The organism is Natronolimnobius sp. AArcel1, from assembly GCF_011043775.1.
Classification (GTDB): domain Archaea; phylum Halobacteriota; class Halobacteria; order Halobacteriales; family Natrialbaceae; genus Natronolimnobius.
This window is the reverse complement of sequence record NZ_JAAKXY010000003.1, coordinates 274463-296219: the sequence shown is the minus strand read 5'-3', so window position 1 is coordinate 296219 and position 21757 is coordinate 274463. Positions and strand designations below refer to the sequence as shown.

Below are 21757 nucleotides of genomic sequence, written 5' to 3'. Positions count from 1 at the left end.
CTGCCATCCGGGAACTGGGTTCCCGTGCCGGCGTCGTGCCGGCGGAAGTCCTGTGGGGCTAGGAGCATCATCAACCCCGCGTAGGGTGTACTACGTCTGTAGCGTTGCCCCCCTTAAAAGCGTGTTCAAACGAACGGCGCTGTGGGAGGGTGACGCATGGGCGTCTCATCGCTCTCGAGCACGAGCGAATCGAACGTTCGTGATTGTCAACACACTCACCGGCCGGCAGGTCGCTCTCAATGGGTACTATACATCCAACACGCCAACGGCCCACCATGGAGACGGATGCTGTGTCGCTCGCCACGTCGCTGCTCGAGGAGGCGGCCCAGACGAACGAGCGACGCGCCCTCGTCCTCGCGGGCGAGCGCGAACGAGGCTATCGAACGCTCGAGTCCGTCCTCGATGCGCTCTCAGTTGGCATCACGGAGACGACGCTGGTCGGGCCTGAGGATCGACTGCGCTGTGAGCACGTCGAACAGGTACACGCGAGTACCCTGCTTGGGACGACACGCTCCATCGTGATTCTCGACGCGTCCGAAGACCTCCAGCCGAACGCACTCGGCAAAGTCGTAGGGGCAATCACCGGCGGTGGCCTGCTTATTCTCCTGACACCGTCGCTCGAGGAGTGGCCCGACCAACAGGGTGCGTTCGCTGAGTCGCTCGCAATTCCACCGTTCACACGTGCGGACGTAACTGGGCGATTTCAGCGTCGCCTCGCCGAGACGGTACACGAACATCGCGGTATCGGAATCGTTGACCTCGAGACCGACTCCGTTGTTGACGACGGCCACACAAACCCTGCGCCCCGTCTTGGCGGCCAGCAAGTCGACGGCACACTCGAGCGCAATCCCAACGAATCGCCGCGACGATTCCCGTCCGAAGCGTACGCGGCGTGTCTCACGAGCGATCAGGCTGAGGCCGTCGGCGCGCTCGAGTCGCTGCACCCGGACTCGGGTAATGACTCCGAACAACGAGCAGTCGTCCTCGAGGCGGACCGCGGCCGCGGGAAGTCGAGTGCTGCAGGCGTCGCTGCAGGTGCGTTCGCCGCCGACGGACTCGAGGTGCTCGTCACCGCACCCGCCGCACGAAACGCGGCCGAAGTCTTCGAGCGTGCAAGGGAACTCTGTGAGATGCTCTCGGACTGTCCCGTGACCGCGACCGGCCTGCGACAACTCGAGACGGATGCAGGCGGCCGCGTTTACTTTCTCGAGCCTGACGAGGCCCTCGAGCGACTCGCAGACGCCGATATCGTCATCGTTGACGAGGCCGCGGCGCTTCCCGTCTCGAGACTCGAGGCGTTTCTCGCAGCCGACCGAATCGCCTTCGCGACGACGATCCATGGCTACGAGGGCGCTGGGCGGGGCTTTTCGGTCCGATTCCGTGACCGCCTCGCGGAGAGCGACCACACCGTGACCGACTGCACGCTTGTCGAGCCGATTCGCTACGCAGCGGGCGACCCGCTCGAGGTCTGGGCGTTTCGCGCGCTCTTGCTCGATGCGCGGCCGCCGGTCGAACCACTCGTCGCAGACACCAAGCCTGGAACCGTCACGTACCGGCGACTCGAGCCCGACGAGCTACTTGCGGACGAGCAGTTGCTCCGAGAGGCGTTCGGCCTGCTCGTGCTCGCACATTACCGAACTGAACCCAACGACCTCGCGCGACTGCTCGACGCGCCCAATCTCGAGGCGCGGGCGCTCTGTCACGACGGTCACGTCGTCAGTATTGTCTTACTCGCCCGCGAGGGCGACCTCGGTCACGAAACGCGGACGATGATGTACGAGGGCGGGCGCGTCCGCGGGAACATGCTCCCCGATATCCTGACGAGCCAGCTTCGCGACGAGGCCGCTGCCGAGCCTGCCGGCGTGCGAATTGTTCGGATCGCAACCCACCACGCCGTTCGCTCGAACGGGCTGGGATCGCACCTCCTCGAGTGCGTTCGCGACGAGTTCGAATCGACAGTCGACTGGCTTGGGACCGCCTTCGGCGCGACGCCCGGCCTCCTCGAGTTCTGGCGCGAGAGCGGTTATCGGGCGATCCACCTCTCGACGACGCGCAACGACGCCAGCGGCGAGTACTCGGTGCTGATGCTCTCTCCCACCAGCAACGACGGCCGAGGGCTCGCCGAGCGCCACGCCGGCTGGTTCGCCAACCGATTTGGCGCGCTTTGCTCGGACAAACTGAGTGATCTCGAGCCGGATGTCGCCTGCGCTGTCTTGCACAGCGTCGACGCGGATGCGCTACCGGCACTCCACCTCACCGACCACGACTGGCGCGTCGTCGCCGGAGCCGCCTACGGCCCTGGGTTGTTCGATGTCGACCCTGGTCCGTTCCGACAGCTTGCGATCAATTACCTGATCGAGCGGCCCGACTCCATCGAGTTGTCGACTCGCGAAGAGCAACTGCTCGTCCTGCGCGTCCTACAGGCACACGACTGGGAATCCGTTGCAGACCACCTCGAGTATCACTCGACGGGTCAGTGCATGCGGGCACTGGGCGATGCGTTCCAGCCGCTGGTCGATTACTACGGCGTCACGGCGGGTGTAGAGACGGCACGCGACACTCGAGCGCGATTTCGCTCGGATGAGCGGTCAGAATAGGACCAGAGCTACGAGAGCAGTCGTCGGGTCACCGACTCCGGGAGCGCTTTCAACACCCACGCAACCAGCCGCCAGCGCCGCGTGACATAGGCGTGCGTGCGCTTTTTGCGGATCCCTCGAGCGATCTGAGCGGCCGCAGTTTCGGGCGAGCACTGCCAGAACGAGCCGTAGGCCATCTCGGTGTCGACGAATCCGGGTTCGATTGTCGTAATCGTCACGTCCGCATCGGTGCTCGCTTGACGAGCGCGAAGCCCCTCGAGATAGCGCGAGACGTACGCTTTCGAGGCGTTGTACGCCTGCGTGCCGCCGTTGCCGAAGTGGGCGGCGACCGACGAGATACCGACGAGGTGGCCATCTGCCTCGCTCGCGTGGTCTGGCTGCGTCTCGAAGTACTCGAGCGCTGCCGTCGCAATAGCGGTGAAGCCACGGACGTTGACGTCGACCGTTCGGCGTTCGGATTCCCACTCGAGGTCGTAGTTTGCCTCGCCGACACCGGCGCTAATGATGACGAGATCGACGGCGGGCATCGCCTCGGCCAGTTCGAAAAAGCCCTCGCGTGCGTCTGCGGTGTCGGTCACGTCCAGCGTTGCGACGTAGGTTTTGGTCGGGAGTTCGGTCCCGATCTGTCGCATGCGGTCTGTCCGGCGAGCAGCCAGTCCGATCTCGTAGCCATCAGTGGCGAGTTCCCGGGCCAACGCTTCGCCGATCCCTGAGGATGCGCCAACGATGATCGCAGCACGTGTCATACCACTCGGTTCGATGCCCGGTACGTATTACTGTCGGAGCAGGCGATCAGAGCGCTTGGGCCGAGAAGGCAGTAAGTCTTTGCCCCAGCCACCCGAACTCGAGACGTGTATATGGTCGACGCGCTCACGCTTATCGCGATTTTACTGCTTGTCGGTGGCGTGGTCGGCACGCTCGTGCCACTCGTTCCCGGCGGGTTGCTCTCGCTGTCGGGCGTCTATCTGTACTGGTGGCACTCGGGGTTTACCGCACCGGGAACCATCTCGTTGGCCGTCCTGACGTTCCTGGGGCTGCTCACGCTGTTCGTCGAATTTTTCGGCGGCTCGATTGCGGCGCGAGCCGGCGGTGCGTCTTGGGCAACGACCGCGGCCGCCGCAGCCGTTGGCATTCTGCTGATGATCGTGACCGGCCCACTCGGGCTCCTCGTTGGGCTGTTCGGAACCGTTTTTATCCTCGAGTTCGCTCGCGGCGGTGACCTGGACAGGAGCGCTCAGTCCGCGCTGTATGCAACCGGTGGCATTCTGGCGTCGACAGCAGCTCAGGCGTTATTGACGACGGCAATACTGTTTGGATTCCTCATTGCCGTCTTCGTATTCTAAGGCGCTGTTGAACAGCAGTTTCGCCTTAACTCACTGCCGTATGGCCCCAGGACGGTGAGGTACCCACTACACCCTAGCGTGTCAAAGACATGCACGAATTTATCATTCAAAACTGACTCTGATTTTCCTGTCTCACCTCGAGTGAGAAACCGCCAGACAATGGCGTGATTCGTCGGTAGATGGCCTGCAAGCGAGGGATCAACCCGCTGCATATGAAAGGAACAGGTGTTCGGAGGAGGTCGGAGTATGGGTACCCATGAAGAATGCCGACGATCTATCCCGTCGTACAATGCTCAAACTGACCGGTGTTGCTGGTATCACCGCAGCGGTTGCTGGCTGCGCAGACAATGGAGAAGAAGAAGATGAACCTGCTGACGACCCAGCCGAAGATGAAGAGGACGACACCGCACCGGTCGAAGACGACGAAGACGACATGGAGGATGACGACGAGGATCCAGCAGATGATGAAGACGAGGACGAAGACGAAACTGACGAGAATGGCGACGTCATCGAGCCCGGTACCACGATTGAATTCGATGCACAGACTCCCGGTTGGGTCGGCATTGAACCCGACGAGATTGCTGATGAAGAAAACCCCACACTGACTCTCGAGGAGGGCGAAGAGTACGAAATCGGTTGGGAAGAAGGCGACGGTGCGGACCACAACATCGAACTCGTCGATGATGACGATGAAGTCGTCGACGACTACGAAACCGAAGAGGAAAGCGAAGGTGGCGACGATCAGTTCATCGAATTCGAGGCCACTGACGAGATTGCTGAATACGTCTGTCGTCCCCACGAGGGCACGATGCGCGGTGCAATTGAAATCGAAGGAAACGGCAACGGTGACGACGAGGAAGACGAGAACGGCGATGAAGACGAAAATGGCGACGAGGAGAACGGCAACGATAACGGCGACGACGAATAACGAACTCGTCGAATCGGTGCGCTTGCAGCTTGTTTTTCAGTCGTGTGTGTAGTAGACGACCGTCTCATCACCGCTCGAGTCATCGATTCGAGCGAAACCAACGCGGACGAACTGAACGACTTCGTCGGCCTCGAGGTTGCCAACGCCTGGCTCTGCGCGGCCGGTCACGTCGCCGTCCATCGTTCGCATCCGGACAGAAACACTCTCACTTGCGGGAACCCAGTGGACGACATCGGCGTTCCCCTCGCGGACGACGTCGATATCGTCGTCAGTGTACTCGAGCGTCTCTCCGGTGAACTTGAAGCAACCAAGTCCTTTCAGCCAGAGACGTTCGCCTGAGTCGGGGAGGTCGGCAGGCTCGAGCAGGACGGAGTCCCCAACGGGAATCTCACGGACACCGCGCTCGTCGTGGTCGGGATGGACTGGCGGGGACGCCTCGGCAGGCGGATTACCACCGAGTGGGACCTGATTGCCGTCTCGAACGAAAAAGCGCCGGTCAGCCTCGTCGTCGACCAGGTCGCGGTTGTTCGCGTAGATCGTGCTCATTGCGAGGTCGACATCGCTGGTCGAGGTGCCGAGACCGGTCATCGCTTCGACGATGGCCTCGCCGCGGATGCCTCGACGGCGGAGACTTTTGAGCGTCGGCGCGCGCGGGTCGTCCCAGCCCTCGAGTTCGCCGTCGTCGATGAGTTCCGAAATCGTGGAGGTGCTCATCTTGACGTCGTAGGCGTCGATCTGGACGTGGCCCCAGTGAACCACTTCGGGGTACTCCCAGCCGAAGTAGTCGTAGACGAACTGCTGGCGCTTTGCCGAATCCTGCAGGTCGATCCCGCGGATAATGTGCGTGATTCCGAGCAGGTGATCGTCGACGCCGGACTGGAAGTCGAGCATCGGCCAGCAGCGGTACTCGCTGGCATCCTCGCGAGGGTGAGGCGTGTCGATCATCCGGAACGCAACCCAGTCACGCAGCGCGGGATTCTTGTGTTCGATGTCGGTCTTGACGCGAAGCACCATCTCACCGCTCTCGTACTCGCCGGCGATCATGTCCTCGAACTCCGCGAGTACGGTCTCTGTATCCTTGTCGCGGTGTGGGCAGGCCTCGCCGTTGTTTTTGAGTTCCGAGAACTCCTCGCCCGAACACGAGCAGGTGTAGGCCCCGCCCATTTCGATCAACTCGCGGGCGTGGTCGTAGTACACCTCGAGGCGATCACTGGCTCGGTAGGTGTCATCCGGCTCGAAGCCAAGATAGTCGAGATCCTCGAGAATATCGTCGTAGGCGTCCAGATCCGGCCGTTTCGTCTCGGGATCGGTGTCGTCGAAGCGGACGCAGAACCAGCCGTCGTAGCGGTCGCGATAGGTCCCGATAACGGCGGGCATGCGGGCGTGGCCGACGTGCCACGGGCCGTTCGGATTCGGCGCACAGCGCATGCGAACCTCGTCATATTCCTCAGCATTCGGGAGGTCTGGCAGGTCATGCTCATCTTCTTCCTCTTCCGCTTCGATTTCGGCGAGTTCCTCGGGTGCAAGCTCCTCGAGTCGGTCGCGTTTCTCGTCGTAGGAGAGGTCGTTGACCTGGCCGATGACGCCGCCGGCGATGCCCGGAATTTCGTCGCCGTGCTGGCGGAAGTCGGGGTTGTCGCCCATCAGCGGCCCCATGATCGCGCCGACGTTGGCGTCGCTTTCGTGTTTGACGGCGTTCAACAGCGCGTGCTTTTCGGCTTCGCGCTCGATTTGCTTGCGTAGATCGTCGTCCATTGGCGAGACGTTTGCCGCGCCCGTTCAAAATCCTCGCGGTGTTCGCCTGCGAGCCGTGGCGCCGGTACGCAGCCAGAAACCACCAGTACATCTTTTTATGGCCGCTCGCTGTCATCTCTACTATGGATCGATCTGCGCTCGTGGAGACGGCCAGAGACGCACTCGAGCAGTGCCAACTCGGCCGTGATGGTGAGCGCCTGAAGTCGCCGCCGACGCTCGACAACGTCTATCAGGTCAACACGAATCGGGATGGCGACCCGGTGTACGTCCCAGTCGTCGAACTTACGCTCGCAACCGAGGACGACCCCGACCTCGATGCAGTGTATCGACTCGCCGCGGCGATTTTTCGACGTCTCCACCCACACTTTCGCGACGTCCACGTCCGTCAGTACGACCTCGAGTGTACCTACGGGACCACCTCGTGGCTACGCTGGGACGTCACAGAACGCCGAATCAGCGCCCGACCGCAGGACATTGACGTCCTCACTCGAGATGCGAGCTTCGATGATGTCGACCTCCGCGAGCGCCTCGAGGACCTCGACGACGGCGACGACGAAATTCCGCCGGTCGCGTGGGGTGAGACGCTCGGGGAGTGGGACTACTACCATGACGATAGTGGCGACTGGTCGTGGATGGGCGGCTTTGGCGGGCTCGGATAACTCGTTGTAACACGCCGTTGGCAGGTGCTTGTGCTGCCAAGGGGAGTTACTACCCGTTTTGCAATCGAATAGGACCGATATGGAAACGCGTGTTCGCCGCCTCGAGTTAGGGGAACTTCTCACCGGACTCGCAATTATCGTCGCGGTCAACCTGCTTGGCTCATCGCCGGCGTTTTTCGTCGGCTCCGATACGTCATGGTTTGCTGAGCCGTGGTTCTTCCCGCCGGGCTACGTCTTCTCGATTGTCTGGACGCTGCTGTTTACGCTCATGGGGATTGCGATCTGGCTCGTCTGGCAGCGAGGAACACACAAACGGGCAGTCCGCATCGCCCTCTCGCTGTTCGCGATCCAGTTCGTGCTGAATCTTGCGTGGACACCAGCCTTTTTCGGCCTGCAGCGGGCTGATCTCGGATTAGCGGTCATCAGCATCCTCTGGGTTGCCATCGTCGCGACCATCGTTGCGTTCGACCGTATAAGTCGCCTCGCAGCCGCCTTGCTCGTGCCGTATCTCGCCTGGGTGAGCTTTGCGATTTTCCTCACATATACGATCTATGCTGGATGAACCGCCGATGGCGAATAGTGCGAGACCGGCGGTCTCGCATACCATGCGAACGGTGCATTGTGCCGTGAGCAGACGGGGAACATCGTGACCTGTGAGTTGCAAAGTGGGAGTCGCAGTTACAAATAGGACACGCGAGAACCCACGACTTTAGCCGTGCGAATGAAGCCGTCACTACTGACTATAGACAGGAATCACCAAGCGTGATACTTGGCTTTCGCGACCTCTATCAAAAGCCTGGTTCGACAACGCGGAGTTCAACGTAATCGATATCGCTCGCGTCGCCGTCGATTGCTTGCTGGTACTGCTGGCTCTGGTCGGGACTGATTTCGGTTCCACTGTAGCCTGGTTCGTCCTCACCAAGCAACACATCGTCGGAGTCATAGAATTTAGCCCCAATCGTTGCTGTCACCGTTTCGTCACCTGTATTCGTCACTGTCCCAGTCGCAACAACGGCATCTGTACCGAGTACCTCCTGGTTCTCCACTTCGTGATCATCGATCTCGAGAGCGTCAAACTCGTTTTCGGTGACTTCAACGGATGGATCATCACCAAGGCCAACACTTCCTGTACAGCCTGCAAGTGCAACCGCACCTGCGCTACCAATACTACATAACAACACTCTGCGTGTCGAATCCATCACAGTCGTGTCAATCAAATGGAGGCGATCAAAATAAGTATTATTGCCGATTTTATATTTATATATTATAATTAGTTGTTTACTATTTAGGGAGAAGACCGCCTGTACAGCTGATTGCCAACGTGTCCTATCGAAAGATGGTGATGAAAAGGGGAAATAAGAGGGCTCAGTAGCCGCGTTCGATCAGGTAATCCGCAAGTTCGAACAGCAACTCACGGGCCTCGTTGTCCGGCACAACCTCGAGTCTGTCTTTGCCCTGTTCGACCAGATCACGGGCCATCTCGTTGGCGTAACTGATCGAGCCGACCGCCTCGAGTCGGGAAACGGCGTCATCGATTTCGGCTTCGGTGACGGCGTCGACGTCGGTCGTATCGACTAGATCCTCGATGGTGATGCCCTGTTCGCGGGCGTGGACGGTGATTAGCGTCTGTTTGTTCTCGACAAGGTCGCTGCCGCGCTGTTTGCCGAGTTTCTCGCTCGGAACGGTCAGATCGAGTACGTCGTCTTGGATCTGGAACGCCCGGCCAATGTCGAGTCCGTAGCCATAGAGTGCGTCGATTGTTTCGTCGTCGGCACCCATCAAGATCGCCGGGAGACACGCCGCTGCAGCGTAGAGAACGGCGGTCTTCTGTTCGACCATCTCGAGGTACTCCTCGGGCGTTACGTCCTCGCGTTCTTCGAACGTCACGTCGAGTGCCTGTCCCTCGCAAATCTTGGTACAGGTCGTCGCGAGGATGTCGAGGGCGTCGACGGCGCGGTCGGGATCGGCTCCCGCCTCGAGCATGATCTCGAACGCCTTCGAGTAGAGCGTATCGCCGGCGAGAATCGCCGTCTCGAGGTCGTATTCGCGATGCACGGCTGGGACGCCGCGTCGGAGGTCGTCGTCGTCCATGATGTCGTCGTGGATCAGGGTAAACGACTGGATGACCTCGACGCTGACGGCGGCGTCCATGATGTCGATTGTCTCGGCTGTCGACCCGTTTGGTGGACTGCCGTTTGCGTCGCTTCCCGTCAACGTTGGGAACGCGTGGTAGTCCTCGGTCAGCGTCTCGACATCGGCGAGTGCTTCCGCGACGGTCAACAGGATCGTCGGGCGAAGTCGCTTTCCACCGGCATCCAGCAGGTAGCGCGATGCTTCATAGAGTCGTTCGGGCTGTTGAACCGGCAGCGATTCAGGGATGGCCTCGTTGACCAGTTCCCGTCGCTTGCGGACCGCCTCGAGTACCGCCTCTTCTCGTGCCTCGGGGGTTGTCATATGATCAATCGACGAGCTGGATGAGGTTGCCGTTTCGCGTGACGTGGACGTCACGGCCCATCTGATAGCCTTCGCTCTCACAGAGGTTGACGTAGCCAGAGAAGCCTTTCAGATCCTGGTGCGCAGGGATGATGTGCTGGGGCTGGAGTGCGTCAAGCATCGCGTAGTGGCCTTCTTGATTGAGGTGGCCCGAGACGTGGATATCATCGTAGATACGAGCGCCCTGCATACCGAGCAGTTTCTCTGCCTGATAGCGCTGGCCCTCGTTGGTTGGCTCCGGAATCACGCGTGCGGAGAAGACGACCTTGTCGCCGTCGTCCAGTTCGTAGGGCGTCTCGCCGCGGGCCATGCGAGTGAGCATCGCGCGTGGCTCGCCTTGGTGGCCGGTGACAACCGGCAGGAAGTTCTCCTTGCCCTCGTTCATGATCCGTTTGAACGTGCGGTCGACGGACTTGCGGTGGCCGAACATCCCGAGGTCGTCCGGGAAGTCGACGAAGTCGAGTCGCTCTGCGGTGCCCGAGTACTTCTCCATCGAGCGACCGAGTAGGACCGGCTGTCGGCCGATATCCTTGGCGAACTCGACGAGCGAGGTCACACGTGAGATGTGACTCGAGAACGTCGTTGCGACGATCCCGCCGTCGTAGTCCTCCATGCTGTAGAGGACGTCACGGAGGTGTTCTCGAGCGACGTTTTCGGAGGGCGTGCGCCCTTTCTTGTTCGCGTTGGTACAATCCTCGATGTAACAGAGGACACCTTCGCCTTCGCGGCCAATCTCACGGAAGCGCTCCATGTCGATGGGGTCGCCAATGACTGGCGAGTGGTCCATCCGTTTGTCGAGCCCGTAGACGATTGCGCCTTCGGGCGTGTGAAGTACTGGGTTGATCGCGTCGATGATCGAGTGTGTGACGTTGACGAACTCGAGGTCGACGTTGCCGGAGTCGCCAATCGACATCGTCTCGCCGGCCTCCATCTTGATGAGGTCGTTTTCGACGCCGAACTTCTGCTCGCCTTCGATCTGCTGTTTGACGAGTTCGATTGTAAACGGCGACGCGACAATCGGCGCGTCGTATCGGTGCGCAAGCTTCGAGATGGCACCGATGTGGTCGAGGTGACCGTGGGTTGGCACGATGGCCTGCACGTCGCCCTCTAAGTCACTCATGACCCGGTCGTCTGGGATTGCGCCCATATCGATCAGGTCGAGACTGTGCATGCGCTCGGTTTCGACGTTGTCGTGGATGAGAACCTGCGAGAGGTTCAGACCCATGTCGAAGATGACGACGTCGTCACCAGCGCGGACAGCAGTCATCTGCCGTCCAACTTCTTCGTAGCCGCCAATGGTTGCGATTTCGATTTCCATGGTCGTTGTACTGAAAGCCGCGTTCGTGGACTCTCTTCGAAACGGTCCGCGGACTCCTGGTTATGCGGCCCCGGCGTCTTGCAGCTCGTCGGCCACGTCAATCCCGCTATGCGTCCGGGAGAGGGCGAATCCCTCGTTGCTCACGCCTGTGAGCCCCGAACGCACTTGCCCGCGGGTCTCGGTACTTGCTCCTACACGCCCAGGTGTTAAAAACACAGTGGGTTGACCTGGCAGCCACAGGCACCTCGAGACACACGCTCGAGTCATCGTTTCTGGACTGCTTCCCACTGTACGTGTACCTCACTGGCGACGTGTCGATTGCTGTGGGTGCCCACAGGTAGATCTTGCCTATTCGATGTGGCCAAATGACCTGAAAAAGCCGCGATTTTATTTTGGATTTCAATTCAGTACCGGCAAAAGACACACTCAGTTTCGAAATGGGAAGACTTCTTACCTTCCGTTCGAAAGTCGTGTGCAATGACAAAGGACCTCGAGCGTGACCTCGGGTTGGGTGCCGTCATCGCGATCAGTATGGGCGCGATGATCGGCAGCGGCATTTTCATTTTGCCCGGTGTCGCGATGGCGGAGGCCGGACCGGCCGTAATCCTCGCGTTCGTGATTGCAGCGATTCTGGTCGTTCCGGCGGCGCTTTCCATCGCGGAACTGGGGACGGCGATGCCGGAAGCGGGCGGTGATTACGTCTTCATCGAGCGAGGGCTTGGCCCTTCGTTCGGGACGATTGCTGGGCTTGGGACCTGGCTCATGTTGATGCTGAAGGGATCGCTCGCGCTGTATGGCGGCATGTTCTACATCGATTTCATCTACTCGCTCCCGACGTGGGAACTCGCAGTTCCACTCCTCGAGGCGTCATTGCCGATCCCCGGCGTTCGCGCGCTTGGGATCACATTTGCGCTCATTTTCATCGGAATCAACCTCATCGGCGTCAAACAGACCGGCGGCATCCAGTCGATCATGGTCGTCATCATGCTCATTATTCTGGGCGTGTTTGTCGCCGCGACAATCGTGCAGGTCGACGGCGCGAACTACGACGGCTTCTTCGATGAGGGAATCGACGGCATTCTCGGGGCGACCGCACTCGTGCTCGTCTCCTATGCCGGAGTGACGAAAGTCGCCGCGGTCGCAGAAGAGATTGAAAATCCAGGGCGCAACCTCCCGCTTGGTCTTGCTATCTCGCTCGGTGTCACGGCGTTTCTCTATGCGCTCCTCGTGTTCGTCCTCGTCGGCGTGATGGAGGCTGAAGACTTAGCAGATTCCAACGAACCGATGGCAGAAGCAACAGAGTTGCTGTTCGGAAACGCTGTCCTCGGTGGGTTTGAGGTTGGATTCTTTGCCGTTGTCGGGATCATCATCGCGGCCGTCCTCGCACTCGTCAGTACCGCAAACGCCGGTATCCTGACCGCCTCGAGATACCCACTCGCGCTCAGTCGAGACAAGCTCTTTCTCGAGCGCTTCGAGTACATTCACCCACGATTCAACACGCCGACGGTCGCCATCCTGACGACTGGTGCGGCGATCATCTTCATCGTCGCCACGCAGAACGTCGACGAGATTGCGAAGATGGCCGGTGCATTCCAGATTCTCGTCTACATCCTCGTCTGTGGCGCGCTCATTGCGTTCCGCGAGCGCGACCTCGAGTGGTACAATCCCGACTTCCACACGCCAGGCTATCCGTGGGTACAGTTGTTCGGCATCGTCTCGGGGATCTTCATCATCACGCAGATGGAAGCCCGCGAGATCCTCGGCTCCATTGCAATCGTGATTCTTGGCTTCCTCTGGTTCAAGTACTACGCCGCGGACAAGGTCGACCGCGAGGGCGTCGCCAAGGGCCTCGCCCGCCGCGAAGCCGGTCGCCAGTTCGTCCAAGATACAGAAGCTCAACTCGAACGTGCCGACGAGTTCGAGATTCTGATTCCGATTCGCCAGGACGTCACGCGCGAGCAGGAAGACGCGCTGATCAATATGGCCGCGCCGATCGTCAAACAACGAGGCGGCCACATCCGCGTGGTGCGCTTCGATGAGGTCCCTGACCAGGTGCCATTGGATACCGCCGCAGCGGAGCTCTCCGAAGCCGATGTGGAGTTCGAACAGCGGACCGACGAACTCGTGCGTGACCTCGAGGTGCCCGTCGAAGTCGGTGAGATCGTCAGCCACGACACGCGCCACGCGGTCGTGAACTTCGCCGAGCGCTCGGGTGCTGATCTGATTCTCGCTCGTCAGGAGGCGACCAGCCGCCTTGGAACGTTGTTCGGTCGCGATACAGACTGGATCATGGAACACGCCCCGTGTGACGTGGTCTTCGTCCAGCACGAACAGCGCGTCGACGTCAACGAAATCGCGGTCGTCACCGACCGCAGTCCGTTCAACGACCCGCTGAAGGTCGAACTCGCCAATGCGATGGCCGACATCCTCGGCGCACGCATTCGGTTCCTCTTTGCCGTCGATGAGAGTGCACCCGAGGAACTAGCCGAGACGATTGCAGACTACCACGACGAACTGGACGACCTCTGTACGGTCCCCGTCGAGTCAACGATTGTGCGAACTGATGAAGGCGTCTCTGGGCTCTCAAGAGAACTCGAGTCCTCGGATCTGGTGATAGTGAGTACCGTCACGCACCGTCGACTCCCGGATCTCCTCATCGAACAGCGCTCGGATCGCCTCGCGGCGGCAATTGAACAGCCCGTCTTGCTGGTTCACTCGAAACAGACGCGACGTGGGTCGTTCCTGCGGCCGATCCTCGATCGGCTCCTGTTCGACTGAGTGACTCAATAGAGTTCGTCGAGGTCGGCTTCCTCGTGGCTGTGTTCCTCTGCCGGAAACTCGCCGGATTCGACTGCGTCGACGTAGCCGTCGACTGCTGCTTCCATCTCCTCGCGGACGTTGCCGAACTGTTTTGCGAAGGATGGTGACCACTCGCTTAGCCCAATCGCGTCGTCGACAACGAGCACCTGCCCATCACAGTCCGGCCCGGCCCCAATGCCAATCGTCGCCATCTCCACGGCCTCGGTGACCTGCGCCGCGAGGTTCGAGGGCACGTGCTCGAGAACGAGCGCAAACGCGCCCGCCTCGTCGTGGGCCTGTGCAAGTTCGAGAATGCGCTCTGCGGCTTCCGTATCGGTTCCCTGTCGCGGGTAGCCGCCGTATTGGTTGACGTGTTGAGGCGTCAAGCCGAGATGTGCCATTACTGGAATCCCAAGCTGGACCATCTTCTCGGTCAACTCGACCGTGTGTGGGCCGCTCTCGAGTTTGACTGCGTGAGCGCCTTCGTCTTTGAGCATCCGACCGGCATTCTCGAGACTCGTCTTCTCGTCGACGCCGATGGAGAGAAACGGCATGTCAGCGACGACGAGGGCGTCATCCGTGGCTCTCGAGACAGCGCCGACGTGGCGAGCCATGTCGTCGACGGTGACCGGCAGTGTCGTCTCGTAGCCGAGCGAGGCGTTGCCGACGCTGTCGCCGACGAGAATCGCGTCGACGCCGGCCTCATCGACGACCGTGGCTGTCGGGGCGTCGTAGGCCGTCAACATCGTGATCGGTTCCTCGCCCGCCTGTTCCCTGAGGTCGCGAACGGTAGGCATACGCACAGATTTACGTCCGCCGAGTAAACAGCATCGTTCTGTGTGTGTCTGTAGCAAGGACTTTTGGGTGAGAGACACACCGCTGAACACCGAACAGAGAACCCGCGAGGCTTAAGATGGCTCCCTCGGGAGTGTCGAACGTGCCAGAACCCGTCGAAACGAGTACGCCCGACGGCGTCGACTACGGCTGGGTCATGCAGACGACGTTCGTCCTCACGATTCTCGTGGGCGCGCCGCTCGTCGCAGTGCTCTCAATCAACGTTGATCTGCCCACGTGGGCCTCTCGAGCAGAGTTTGCCATCCGCGTCGGTGCCGTTGTCTGGATCGTCGTCGCACTGTCAGTGTTCGCGTACGCGAAACGTCACCAAGACAAGTAGTCTGTTCCACCCACCAGTGCAGGCGTGGACCGCCACTACACGTACTCGAAGGCCGTCCCCGCTCGCTCGGCTGTCAGTTCATCTCGCGGCGAATCGCCGACGAACACCGTCTCCGCCGGCTCCGCCTCGAGCGCGCGAACAGCCGTCAACAGCGGCTCCGGGTCCGGTTTCTGCGTCGCGACAGTATCCCGGCCAACGACACAGTCGACAGCTGTTGCTAACTCGTGTTCCTCGAGTGCGATCCGACACGCGGCCTCGCAGTTGAGTGAGCAGATGGCGACGGGAACCGTCCGATCGAGTAGTTCATCGGCGTGTGCGAGTCGTGGCGCGGTGCGTGCACCCTCGCGTTCGTGGGTTGCAATCGCAGACTCGACGGCTGCCTCGAGGCCGACCTCGGGTGCGGCCTCAAGCATTCCCCAGAGTCCGTCGCCCGGGGGCGTTTTCCCGGCATCCTCGTAGACAGCGGAAACGTCGGTTGCGACGGCTCCCCAGTTCACGTCGAGGTCGACCAACGTTCCATCGAGATCGTAGACGACGGCGTCGTATGTGCTCACGGCTACGAGACTGTAGGGCCGGCGGGAGAATATATGTACTGCTCGCGCTGATGGACGCCCCAGCGACGGCTCGTCCGTGGTCGAACTGGGACTCGATCCGGATCATGATCTCACGGAGCCCGTTGGTCCTGTTGGTCATCGTGTCGACAAGCGATAGGTAGTCATGAGCATGCACGCGACGAACGTGACTGGATGGCGTGATTGTCAGCGAAGTACATCAGTTTGGACACACGACACCAAGCCCCTTCCTGGCGCCCGTGGTGATCAGTTGAGTCGTGCCAGACGATTAAGCGCGTACACTGTCCGCAACACGTCCACACTCTGCCCCTGATCGAAGACGAGGTCATCCGTCTCGAGGACGTGCTCTAAAGTATCTCTCGAGGCGTGTTCGGGGGCAGCTGAAATGCCCGCATCGGTGTCTGCAACCCAGCGCATTACGCGCAGGTCGCTTTTCGAGTCGCCCATCACGAGTGCGAACGGATCGTCGATGCCCAGCACGTCGAGTGCGCGTTCAACGCCGACGACCTTGTTCAACTCGAGGCTACCGATTTCGGCGGCATCAGCCTCGTAGTAGGCCACGTCGATGCGCTCGAGTGTGTCTGCGATCTGGGCTGGGACGTCGTCAGCGTCCCGGTCAGGATAGACCCCCTCACTCTCGAGGACGGCGCGGATTTCGGGGTCCTGTGCGGCGTAGAACGCACGGGTCCAGTCAATGATAGTTTCGTCGCTGATTTCGGAGTTCCCGTCGTCGCTGTCGTCATCAGCCTCACCGTCCAACTCGAGGGCTGCGCTGACGGCGTCGGCGAGCAGGTCGATGAGATACACCAGCGCCTCGTCGATGACGTCGCGAGCGTCCGACGACCCGGTCTCGTAGTTGGGTTTCATCGTGACGTTGAACTCATTCCCCTGTAGGTGACAACCCCGGCGGAGCGTCTCGGGCGCTTCTGGGAGTATCCGGGAGCGAACGTCGTCGAAAACCGTCCGAATCTCCTCGTCTAAGTCCTCATAGAGCAACTGCTTCGTCTCTGCGCCGTGGCCCGGCGTGAAGACGCCAGTGCCGGCCTCGTAGACGATTGAGAGGTCGCCCGAATGCACAATTTCGCTGCCCAATCCCTGAATCGCGAACCCCTTGACGTTCTCTAAGGTCTGGCCTGTACAGATGACGATTGGAACGCCAGCCTCGTGAAACTCCGTTAGGACGTGCAGCGTCTCACGGGGAATTTCGTTGTCCGTTCCACCGGCCGAGCGCAGCGTCTCGTCAACATCGAGGACAAGCACGTTCACCGCCCGACCGTACTTGGCCTCGAGATCGAGCGCGGTAAAAGCCTGATCGCGGTCGGCCCACGAGGCGACCTCTGCAAAGGTCTCACCAGCCGCAAAGTCTGAGCGAATCTCGTCTTTTCGCGCCTCGAGTTCTTCGGTTGCTTCTTGCCAGTGATCGAGGGCGACACGCGAGTCGACGGCCGGGAAGACGTCGACGAACTCCTGATACTCGCGTAGCGTCTTCGTGTCGTACTCGTCGTAGAGCCGGTAGATGAGATCGTATCGCTCCATGATACCACCTGTCGGAGGCAGCGGGATAATCGTTTGCAGTTCTCTCCGAGGGATGTGCGCCGTCTCGAGGCGGGACGGATGTCGTCTGTGTGCGAACACTTAGCCGACGACGACACGACTATAAAAACGGCGCTCGAAGCGTCGCCTATGAAAAACGTCGACGACCTCATCGAGAGCGCGGCGGAACTCGCAGACCGCGGGCTTTCGAAGGGCGAGATTGCAGACGAACTGAACGTCTCCCGTGAGACGGCGAGCTGGCTCGTCGAACGCAGCGGAACGACGACACAACCATCGGGCAATGGCGCGACCGACGCCACCTCAAGTGGCGGGCCACAGGACATCCACGTTGACTGGTCGGCCATCGGCCGAGACAGCAAGCGACTCGGCCACATTGCAACGGCGATGGCCGACCTGCTCGCCAAACACGGTGAAGACGTCGACCTCACAGTCGGCATCGAGAAAGCCGGTGGTCCAATCGCGACGCTCATCGCCCGCGAACTCGAGAGCGATATGGCGTCGTACACGCCTGCGAAACACCAGTGGGAAGAAGGCGATATCGAGGATCTGGGTGGCACGTTCTCACGGAACTTTGCGACGATTCGTGACCGCGAGTGCTACGTCGTCGACGATACGATCACGAGCGGAACCACGATGCGTGAGACGATTGAGGCGATCCGCGCAGAGGGTGGCGAGCCACTTGCCTGCGTTGTCCTTGCAGACAAACAAGGCGTCGAAGAGATCAACGGCGTCCCCGTCTACTCGCTGTTCCAGGTTATCAGCGTCGGCAAAGACGACTGAGACTCCATCCTGTCTCTGTTTTAACGCCTCCAAAGACGCCCGCTGTCGTCTCGAGCGCCAGGCGACATGGTACTTAAATAACGTCACTGACTCGAGACTGTTTCGTCGCGTTCCAGTGCTCGGCCATTCCACAGCGAGGGTAACTCCAATTTTCGCGTCTGAAACAGTCCACAGAGCCGTCTCACGGCCGTGGATTTCGACCCCGTTTCCTGTGTGTTGGCGTATCTGTTCGAGGGCTAGCAGTCAGACCGCGTAAGAGTTGCTTGGTCTGAGTGTCAGTCGGCACAATGGGTCCTAGGACACGCATTCTCTTGATGACCCGCGTGTCCCTTCTGGTGATACATGACTGATCGACTAAGTCGACGACGACTGATTGCACTGAGTGGCGCTGTTGGCGCGGCCGCACTTGCTGGCTGTGGCGACGAAGGGCCTGGTGAAGAGGAAGACCCAGTCGATGATGGGGATGACCCCGCAGAGGAGGAAGAGGAGGATCCGGTCGATGAAGAAGAGGACCCCGATGAAGACGAGGACGAGGACGACGACCTCTAGATCGGGGGACCCGCTACCTGCGCCTCGAGGGACAGTCACTGTCACGACAGAGGCTGGTACACTCGAGTGCGCGCGGTTTGTTCGCCGATCGATTTTTGGCGCTTCCCGGGCCATACGTCACATCTCGAGGGTTTGACACAGCGTGGTGTCGCAGTATCGCAAACACAACAAAACGCACGAGGGATATGACTATGCCGCTCCGTGACCGACGCAAGTCGTGATACCTGTCCGAAACAGGACTGAGTCGATCAGAGACTGCACAGACTGTTTGCTGGCAGCACACCCATTCCGTGTTCTCCGGCGCTACATCGAGTTGTGCCACGACCGATCACAACTCGACAACGAACGGCTCCAATTGCCAGCAGGACGAGACTGAGGAATCGTAGCCACACGGATCAGTGTCGTCTGTGCCGATGTGGCAGCGACTATTTCGACCTAACACAGGACCAGAGAGAACTCAGTAGATGAGTTCGTCGTCGTTTTCGACCATATACAGCGTCCGTGCCGCGATGTTGACCGCATGATCGCCGACACGCTCGAGATCACGAATCGTCAGCAGGAGTCGGGACACGTCCTGTAAGAGTCGCTCGACTTCCTCAGGTTCCTCGAGTTCGCGTTCGATCAGGTCCCGGACGACGATGCCGCTTGCACGCTCGGCGAACTGATCGAGGTCGTCGTCGCGACTGGCCAGCGCGCGACAGCTGTCGGTATTTTCCGTGTCGTAAGCGATCATCGCCGTCTCGACCATCTCGAGAGTCATCTCGCCCATCGCTTGGACGTCGACGTCGGGGAACAGGTCCTGTTCGGACTCAAACGTATACTCGCCGAGATTGACTGCGAGGTCGCCGATTCGTTCGAGATCGGTGATGATTTTGAACGACGCAGCGATAAATCGCAGATCACTGGCAACAGGCTGTTGCAGCGCGAGCAGGTCAATACAGTCTTGCTCGAGGTCGAGATACATCCGATTGATTTCGCCGTCGCCCTTAATCACCTGTTCAGCGAGCGCTTCGTCTTTCTGCTCGAGTGCATCGAGCCCCATGCGAAGTCGTTCCATCACGACCTCGCTCATGTAGAGGATATCCTCTCGGAGTTCCTCGAGTTTCTCTTGGTAGGATTTCCGAGCCATAGTCCACCGACCTTTCCGGGTGGCAATATAGCTTGTGCTCGCTGTAGCTCGGCGAAACACGCCGTGGAGACGAGCACTGGCCCACTCGCGTCGGGTACGTACGAAAAACTGCACCAGCAGCAACGACTATACGAGTGTCTTCATAATCACTCGAGTAGAACACAAACAATGGGAAATGCGATGATTATCCCGACGGACGGAAGCGAATACGCTGAGAATGCAGCTGAAGTCGGATTCAATATCGCGGCAAAAATGGATGCGACGATTCACGCACTCGCCGTTGGCGACCTGAATCTCACACAGATTTCCTCAGTGGGCGGTCCACCCCCAAAAACGAAAGACGATGTCACGGAGCTGGCGGCTGGCTGGGCGACAGAGCTTGTCGAACTGGCCGAAGACGCTGGAATCCCGGCCGAACCGGTCGTTCGCGTCGGAAAACCAGCCGACGAAATCGCCACCTACGCGGGCGAGATCGACGCCGACATGGTTGTCATCGGGACCGCCGGCCGCAGCGGCCTCGAGCGCCGACTCATCGGCAGCGTGACGAACGAAGTCGTCCAGACGGCTCCGGTGCCGGTTGTCACAGTACGGCCGGATGGCTCGGTCGATGCGGCCTGAGTCTGCGCTCTGCGACCGCGTGACAAGGCCGATAATCGATTGAGTTGGACTCCCCGTCCTACAGGGCAACGATACTGTCCGGTAGTATCAAGAGTCCATACGCCAATCAGTCGTCACGATAGATGCCCGCCACAACACTCGGTCTTCGATTTCGGATGGCAACTGCGATCACTGCCCTCCTTATCATTGTCACCGTCTTCCTCGTCGGCGTCTGGGCGTTCCTCTTCGGGTTGTTCACACTCTTTGGGTTTACGCCGGCGACGTGGCCAGCAACCATCTGGACTATCATCTTGTTGGGCGTACTCGGTTACGTTGAGTACCGACAACAAGACACGATTGAAGCGCTGGCTGGCGCTCGTCCAATCGGCCCCGACTCAGAACCAGAACTCGAGCAGCTCACGACTCGAGTCGCGGCACAACTCGACGTTCCAAAGCCGACCATCGCAATTGCCGACCGAGACACGCCCGAAGCGATGGCGGTCGGCTTTCGCCCGTCGAACATCCATCTCGTCATCTCGAGCGGCGCACTCGAGTCACTCGAGACGACGGCCGAACTCGAGGCGGTCGTGGCCCATGAACTCGCCCACGTCGCCAATCGCGATGCAATGGTGATGACCGCGGTCTCGGCCCCTGTGGTGCTCGCCGACGGCCTAGTCTCGCGATTCGAACGAATCAACGACAACGACGACAAGAACGCTGCGTTTCTCTCGATTCTGACCGTCCCGCTCGGGCTTCTCTCGCTGGTCGTCTCGTTTCTCGGCCGCTGCATCACGGCACAGCTCTCTCGAGAGCGCGAACGCGCCGCAGATCGCGCCGCCGTCAACGTCACCGGCTCCCCAGCCGCACTCGCAAGCGCCCTCGAGCGCCTCGATGATGAGATTACGGCGACCCCAACGCGAGACCTCCGGGACGCAGCGGCCGTCTCCTCGCTGTCGATCCTCTCGCTCGAGCCTGACGAACCCGAGAAGATCATGCTTGGCCCCGAAGGCCAACAAGAGCCATCCTACTGGTGGCTCCGACGACGCCTCTACAAACTGTTTCGGACGCATCCGCCGACGCCAGAGCGCCTCGAGTGGCTGTCTGCTGCGGAACGGCGGCAGGAGTAGCGTTTCCGATGGCTATTTTTAACCGTGGAGTGTCAAACCACCCATGAACTCCCCAGACTCGCCGACGAGTGAGTCAGCGACGAGCCACACGAGTTCCGACTCGCACGCCTGGAGCGAGCGGCTTGTCGGTCGGTTCCGGAGGACCGAAGATCCGCGGGAACTGTCGTGGGTCATCGTCGCCAGCGCAGTCATCATCGCAGGCGTCGCCTCCGCCGCGGGCGTCTCAGCCGGATACGCATGGGTGTTCGGCTGTCTCGTCATGCTCGTGTTTGTGGGTGCTGAGTATCTCTTTACTCGAGTGCGCTGAGACAGCGGTTCTGGCCGGTTCTGACGTTTCTTCCGCCTCTAGGCAGGCGCGCCGATGGTATTTTGAGCGCTGCTCG

General features: G+C 60.3%; 21 protein-coding genes. 12 read left to right on the top strand and 9 right to left on the bottom strand.

Annotated elements, in window-relative coordinates; translation table 11 throughout:
• The first annotated feature begins 275 nt into the window (after positions 1-275).
• Positions 276-2597: a tRNA(Met) cytidine acetyltransferase TmcA gene (tmcA, locus tag G6M89_RS09615; protein ID WP_165161577.1), complete on the top strand. Its 2322-nt coding sequence runs from the start codon at positions 276-278 to the stop codon at positions 2595-2597.
• A gap of 8 nt (positions 2598-2605) precedes the next feature.
• Here the strand turns inward: tmcA and G6M89_RS09610 are convergent, their stop codons facing one another.
• Positions 2606-3343, bottom strand: coding sequence for an SDR family NAD(P)-dependent oxidoreductase (locus tag G6M89_RS09610; protein WP_165161576.1), 738 nt, complete (start codon positions 3341-3343; stop codon positions 2606-2608).
• A 111-nt stretch (positions 3344-3454) separates the two neighbouring features.
• Here G6M89_RS09610 and G6M89_RS09605 point away from each other — a divergent pair, with 111 nt between their 5' ends.
• Positions 3455-3940: a DUF456 domain-containing protein gene (locus G6M89_RS09605; RefSeq protein ID WP_165161575.1), complete on the top strand. Its 486-nt coding sequence runs from the start codon at positions 3455-3457 to the stop codon at positions 3938-3940.
• A gap of 256 nt (positions 3941-4196) precedes the next feature.
• Entirely contained in the window at positions 4197-4868 is a 672-nt protein-coding gene (locus G6M89_RS09600) for a twin-arginine translocation signal domain-containing protein (RefSeq protein WP_165161574.1), read from the top strand.
• Between the two features lie 36 nt (positions 4869-4904).
• Here G6M89_RS09600 and G6M89_RS09595 read toward each other — a convergent pair whose 3' ends face one another.
• A complete protein-coding gene (locus G6M89_RS09595; protein WP_165161573.1) occupies positions 4905-6623 on the bottom strand; it encodes a glutamate--tRNA ligase in 1719 nt (572 codons plus the stop codon).
• Positions 6624-6745: 122 nt separating this feature from the next.
• Between G6M89_RS09595 and G6M89_RS09590 the strand changes: the two genes are divergently transcribed.
• Together G6M89_RS09590 and G6M89_RS09585 are read left to right on the top strand one after the other, a co-directional pair.
• Positions 6746-7282 (top strand): hypothetical protein, encoded by a 537-nt coding sequence (locus G6M89_RS09590; protein ID WP_165161572.1) that lies wholly within the window; start codon positions 6746-6748, stop codon positions 7280-7282.
• Between the two features lie 79 nt (positions 7283-7361).
• Complete coding sequence (locus tag G6M89_RS09585) at positions 7362-7844, top strand: TspO/MBR family protein (protein WP_165161571.1); 483 nt, start codon at positions 7362-7364, stop codon at positions 7842-7844.
• A gap of 226 nt (positions 7845-8070) precedes the next feature.
• Here G6M89_RS09585 and G6M89_RS09580 read toward each other — a convergent pair whose 3' ends face one another.
• From G6M89_RS09580 to G6M89_RS09570, 3 genes are all read right to left on the bottom strand, one after another.
• The gene (locus G6M89_RS09580) at positions 8071-8481 is read right to left on the bottom strand and encodes an FxLYD domain-containing protein (RefSeq protein ID WP_165161570.1); all 411 of its coding nucleotides are present in this window, start codon (positions 8479-8481) and stop codon (positions 8071-8073) included.
• A gap of 166 nt (positions 8482-8647) precedes the next feature.
• Complete coding sequence (gene idsA3, locus G6M89_RS09575) at positions 8648-9736, bottom strand: geranylfarnesyl diphosphate synthase (RefSeq protein WP_165161569.1); 1089 nt, start codon at positions 9734-9736, stop codon at positions 8648-8650.
• Positions 9737-9740: 4 nt separating this feature from the next.
• Entirely contained in the window at positions 9741-11093 is a 1353-nt protein-coding gene (locus G6M89_RS09570; protein ID WP_165161568.1) for a ribonuclease J, read from the bottom strand.
• Between the two features lie 477 nt (positions 11094-11570).
• Here G6M89_RS09570 and G6M89_RS09565 point away from each other — a divergent pair, with 477 nt between their 5' ends.
• The gene (locus G6M89_RS09565; protein WP_165161567.1) at positions 11571-13871 is read left to right on the top strand and encodes a universal stress protein; all 2301 of its coding nucleotides are present in this window, start codon (positions 11571-11573) and stop codon (positions 13869-13871) included.
• Between the two features lie 5 nt (positions 13872-13876).
• Here the strand turns inward: G6M89_RS09565 and panB are convergent, their stop codons facing one another.
• Positions 13877-14689 (bottom strand): 3-methyl-2-oxobutanoate hydroxymethyltransferase, encoded by an 813-nt coding sequence (gene panB, locus G6M89_RS09560; RefSeq protein ID WP_165161566.1) that lies wholly within the window; start codon positions 14687-14689, stop codon positions 13877-13879.
• A gap of 140 nt (positions 14690-14829) precedes the next feature.
• Here panB and G6M89_RS09555 point away from each other — a divergent pair, with 140 nt between their 5' ends.
• Entirely contained in the window at positions 14830-15066 is a 237-nt protein-coding gene (locus G6M89_RS09555; RefSeq protein WP_165162092.1) for a DUF5822 domain-containing protein, read from the top strand.
• Between the two features lie 35 nt (positions 15067-15101).
• Here G6M89_RS09555 and G6M89_RS09550 read toward each other — a convergent pair whose 3' ends face one another.
• Together G6M89_RS09550 and G6M89_RS09545 are read right to left on the bottom strand one after the other, a co-directional pair.
• Entirely contained in the window at positions 15102-15620 is a 519-nt protein-coding gene (locus G6M89_RS09550; protein WP_165161565.1) for an HAD hydrolase-like protein, read from the bottom strand.
• Between the two features lie 264 nt (positions 15621-15884).
• A complete protein-coding gene (locus G6M89_RS09545; RefSeq protein WP_165161564.1) occupies positions 15885-17174 on the bottom strand; it encodes an HAD family hydrolase in 1290 nt (429 codons plus the stop codon).
• A gap of 147 nt (positions 17175-17321) precedes the next feature.
• On the opposite strand from G6M89_RS09545, the gene gfcR reads away from it, so the two are divergent.
• A complete protein-coding gene (gfcR, locus tag G6M89_RS09540; RefSeq protein ID WP_165161563.1) occupies positions 17322-17972 on the top strand; it encodes a transcriptional regulator GfcR in 651 nt (216 codons plus the stop codon).
• Positions 17973-18314: 342 nt separating this feature from the next.
• Positions 18315-18521: a hypothetical protein gene (locus tag G6M89_RS09535; RefSeq protein WP_165161562.1), complete on the top strand. Its 207-nt coding sequence runs from the start codon at positions 18315-18317 to the stop codon at positions 18519-18521.
• Between the two features lie 457 nt (positions 18522-18978).
• Here the strand turns inward: G6M89_RS09535 and phoU are convergent, their stop codons facing one another.
• Positions 18979-19650 (bottom strand): phosphate signaling complex protein PhoU, encoded by a 672-nt coding sequence (gene phoU / locus G6M89_RS09530; RefSeq protein ID WP_165161561.1) that lies wholly within the window; start codon positions 19648-19650, stop codon positions 18979-18981.
• A 168-nt stretch (positions 19651-19818) separates the two neighbouring features.
• Between phoU and G6M89_RS09525 the strand changes: the two genes are divergently transcribed.
• The 3 genes from G6M89_RS09525 to G6M89_RS09515 all read left to right on the top strand — a co-directional run bounded on the left by G6M89_RS09525 (position 19819) and on the right by G6M89_RS09515 (position 21681).
• Positions 19819-20268 carry a universal stress protein gene (locus G6M89_RS09525; RefSeq protein WP_165161560.1) on the top strand — a complete coding sequence of 150 codons (450 nt, stop codon included), beginning with the start codon at positions 19819-19821 and terminating at the stop codon, positions 20266-20268.
• A 122-nt stretch (positions 20269-20390) separates the two neighbouring features.
• On the top strand, positions 20391-21374 hold the full coding sequence (locus tag G6M89_RS09520) for a M48 family metalloprotease (protein WP_206335514.1): 984 nt from the start codon (positions 20391-20393) through the stop codon (positions 21372-21374).
• 43 nt (positions 21375-21417) lie between these two features.
• The gene (locus G6M89_RS09515; RefSeq protein ID WP_165161559.1) at positions 21418-21681 is read left to right on the top strand and encodes a hypothetical protein; all 264 of its coding nucleotides are present in this window, start codon (positions 21418-21420) and stop codon (positions 21679-21681) included.
• Positions 21682-21757: the final 76 nt, after the last annotated feature.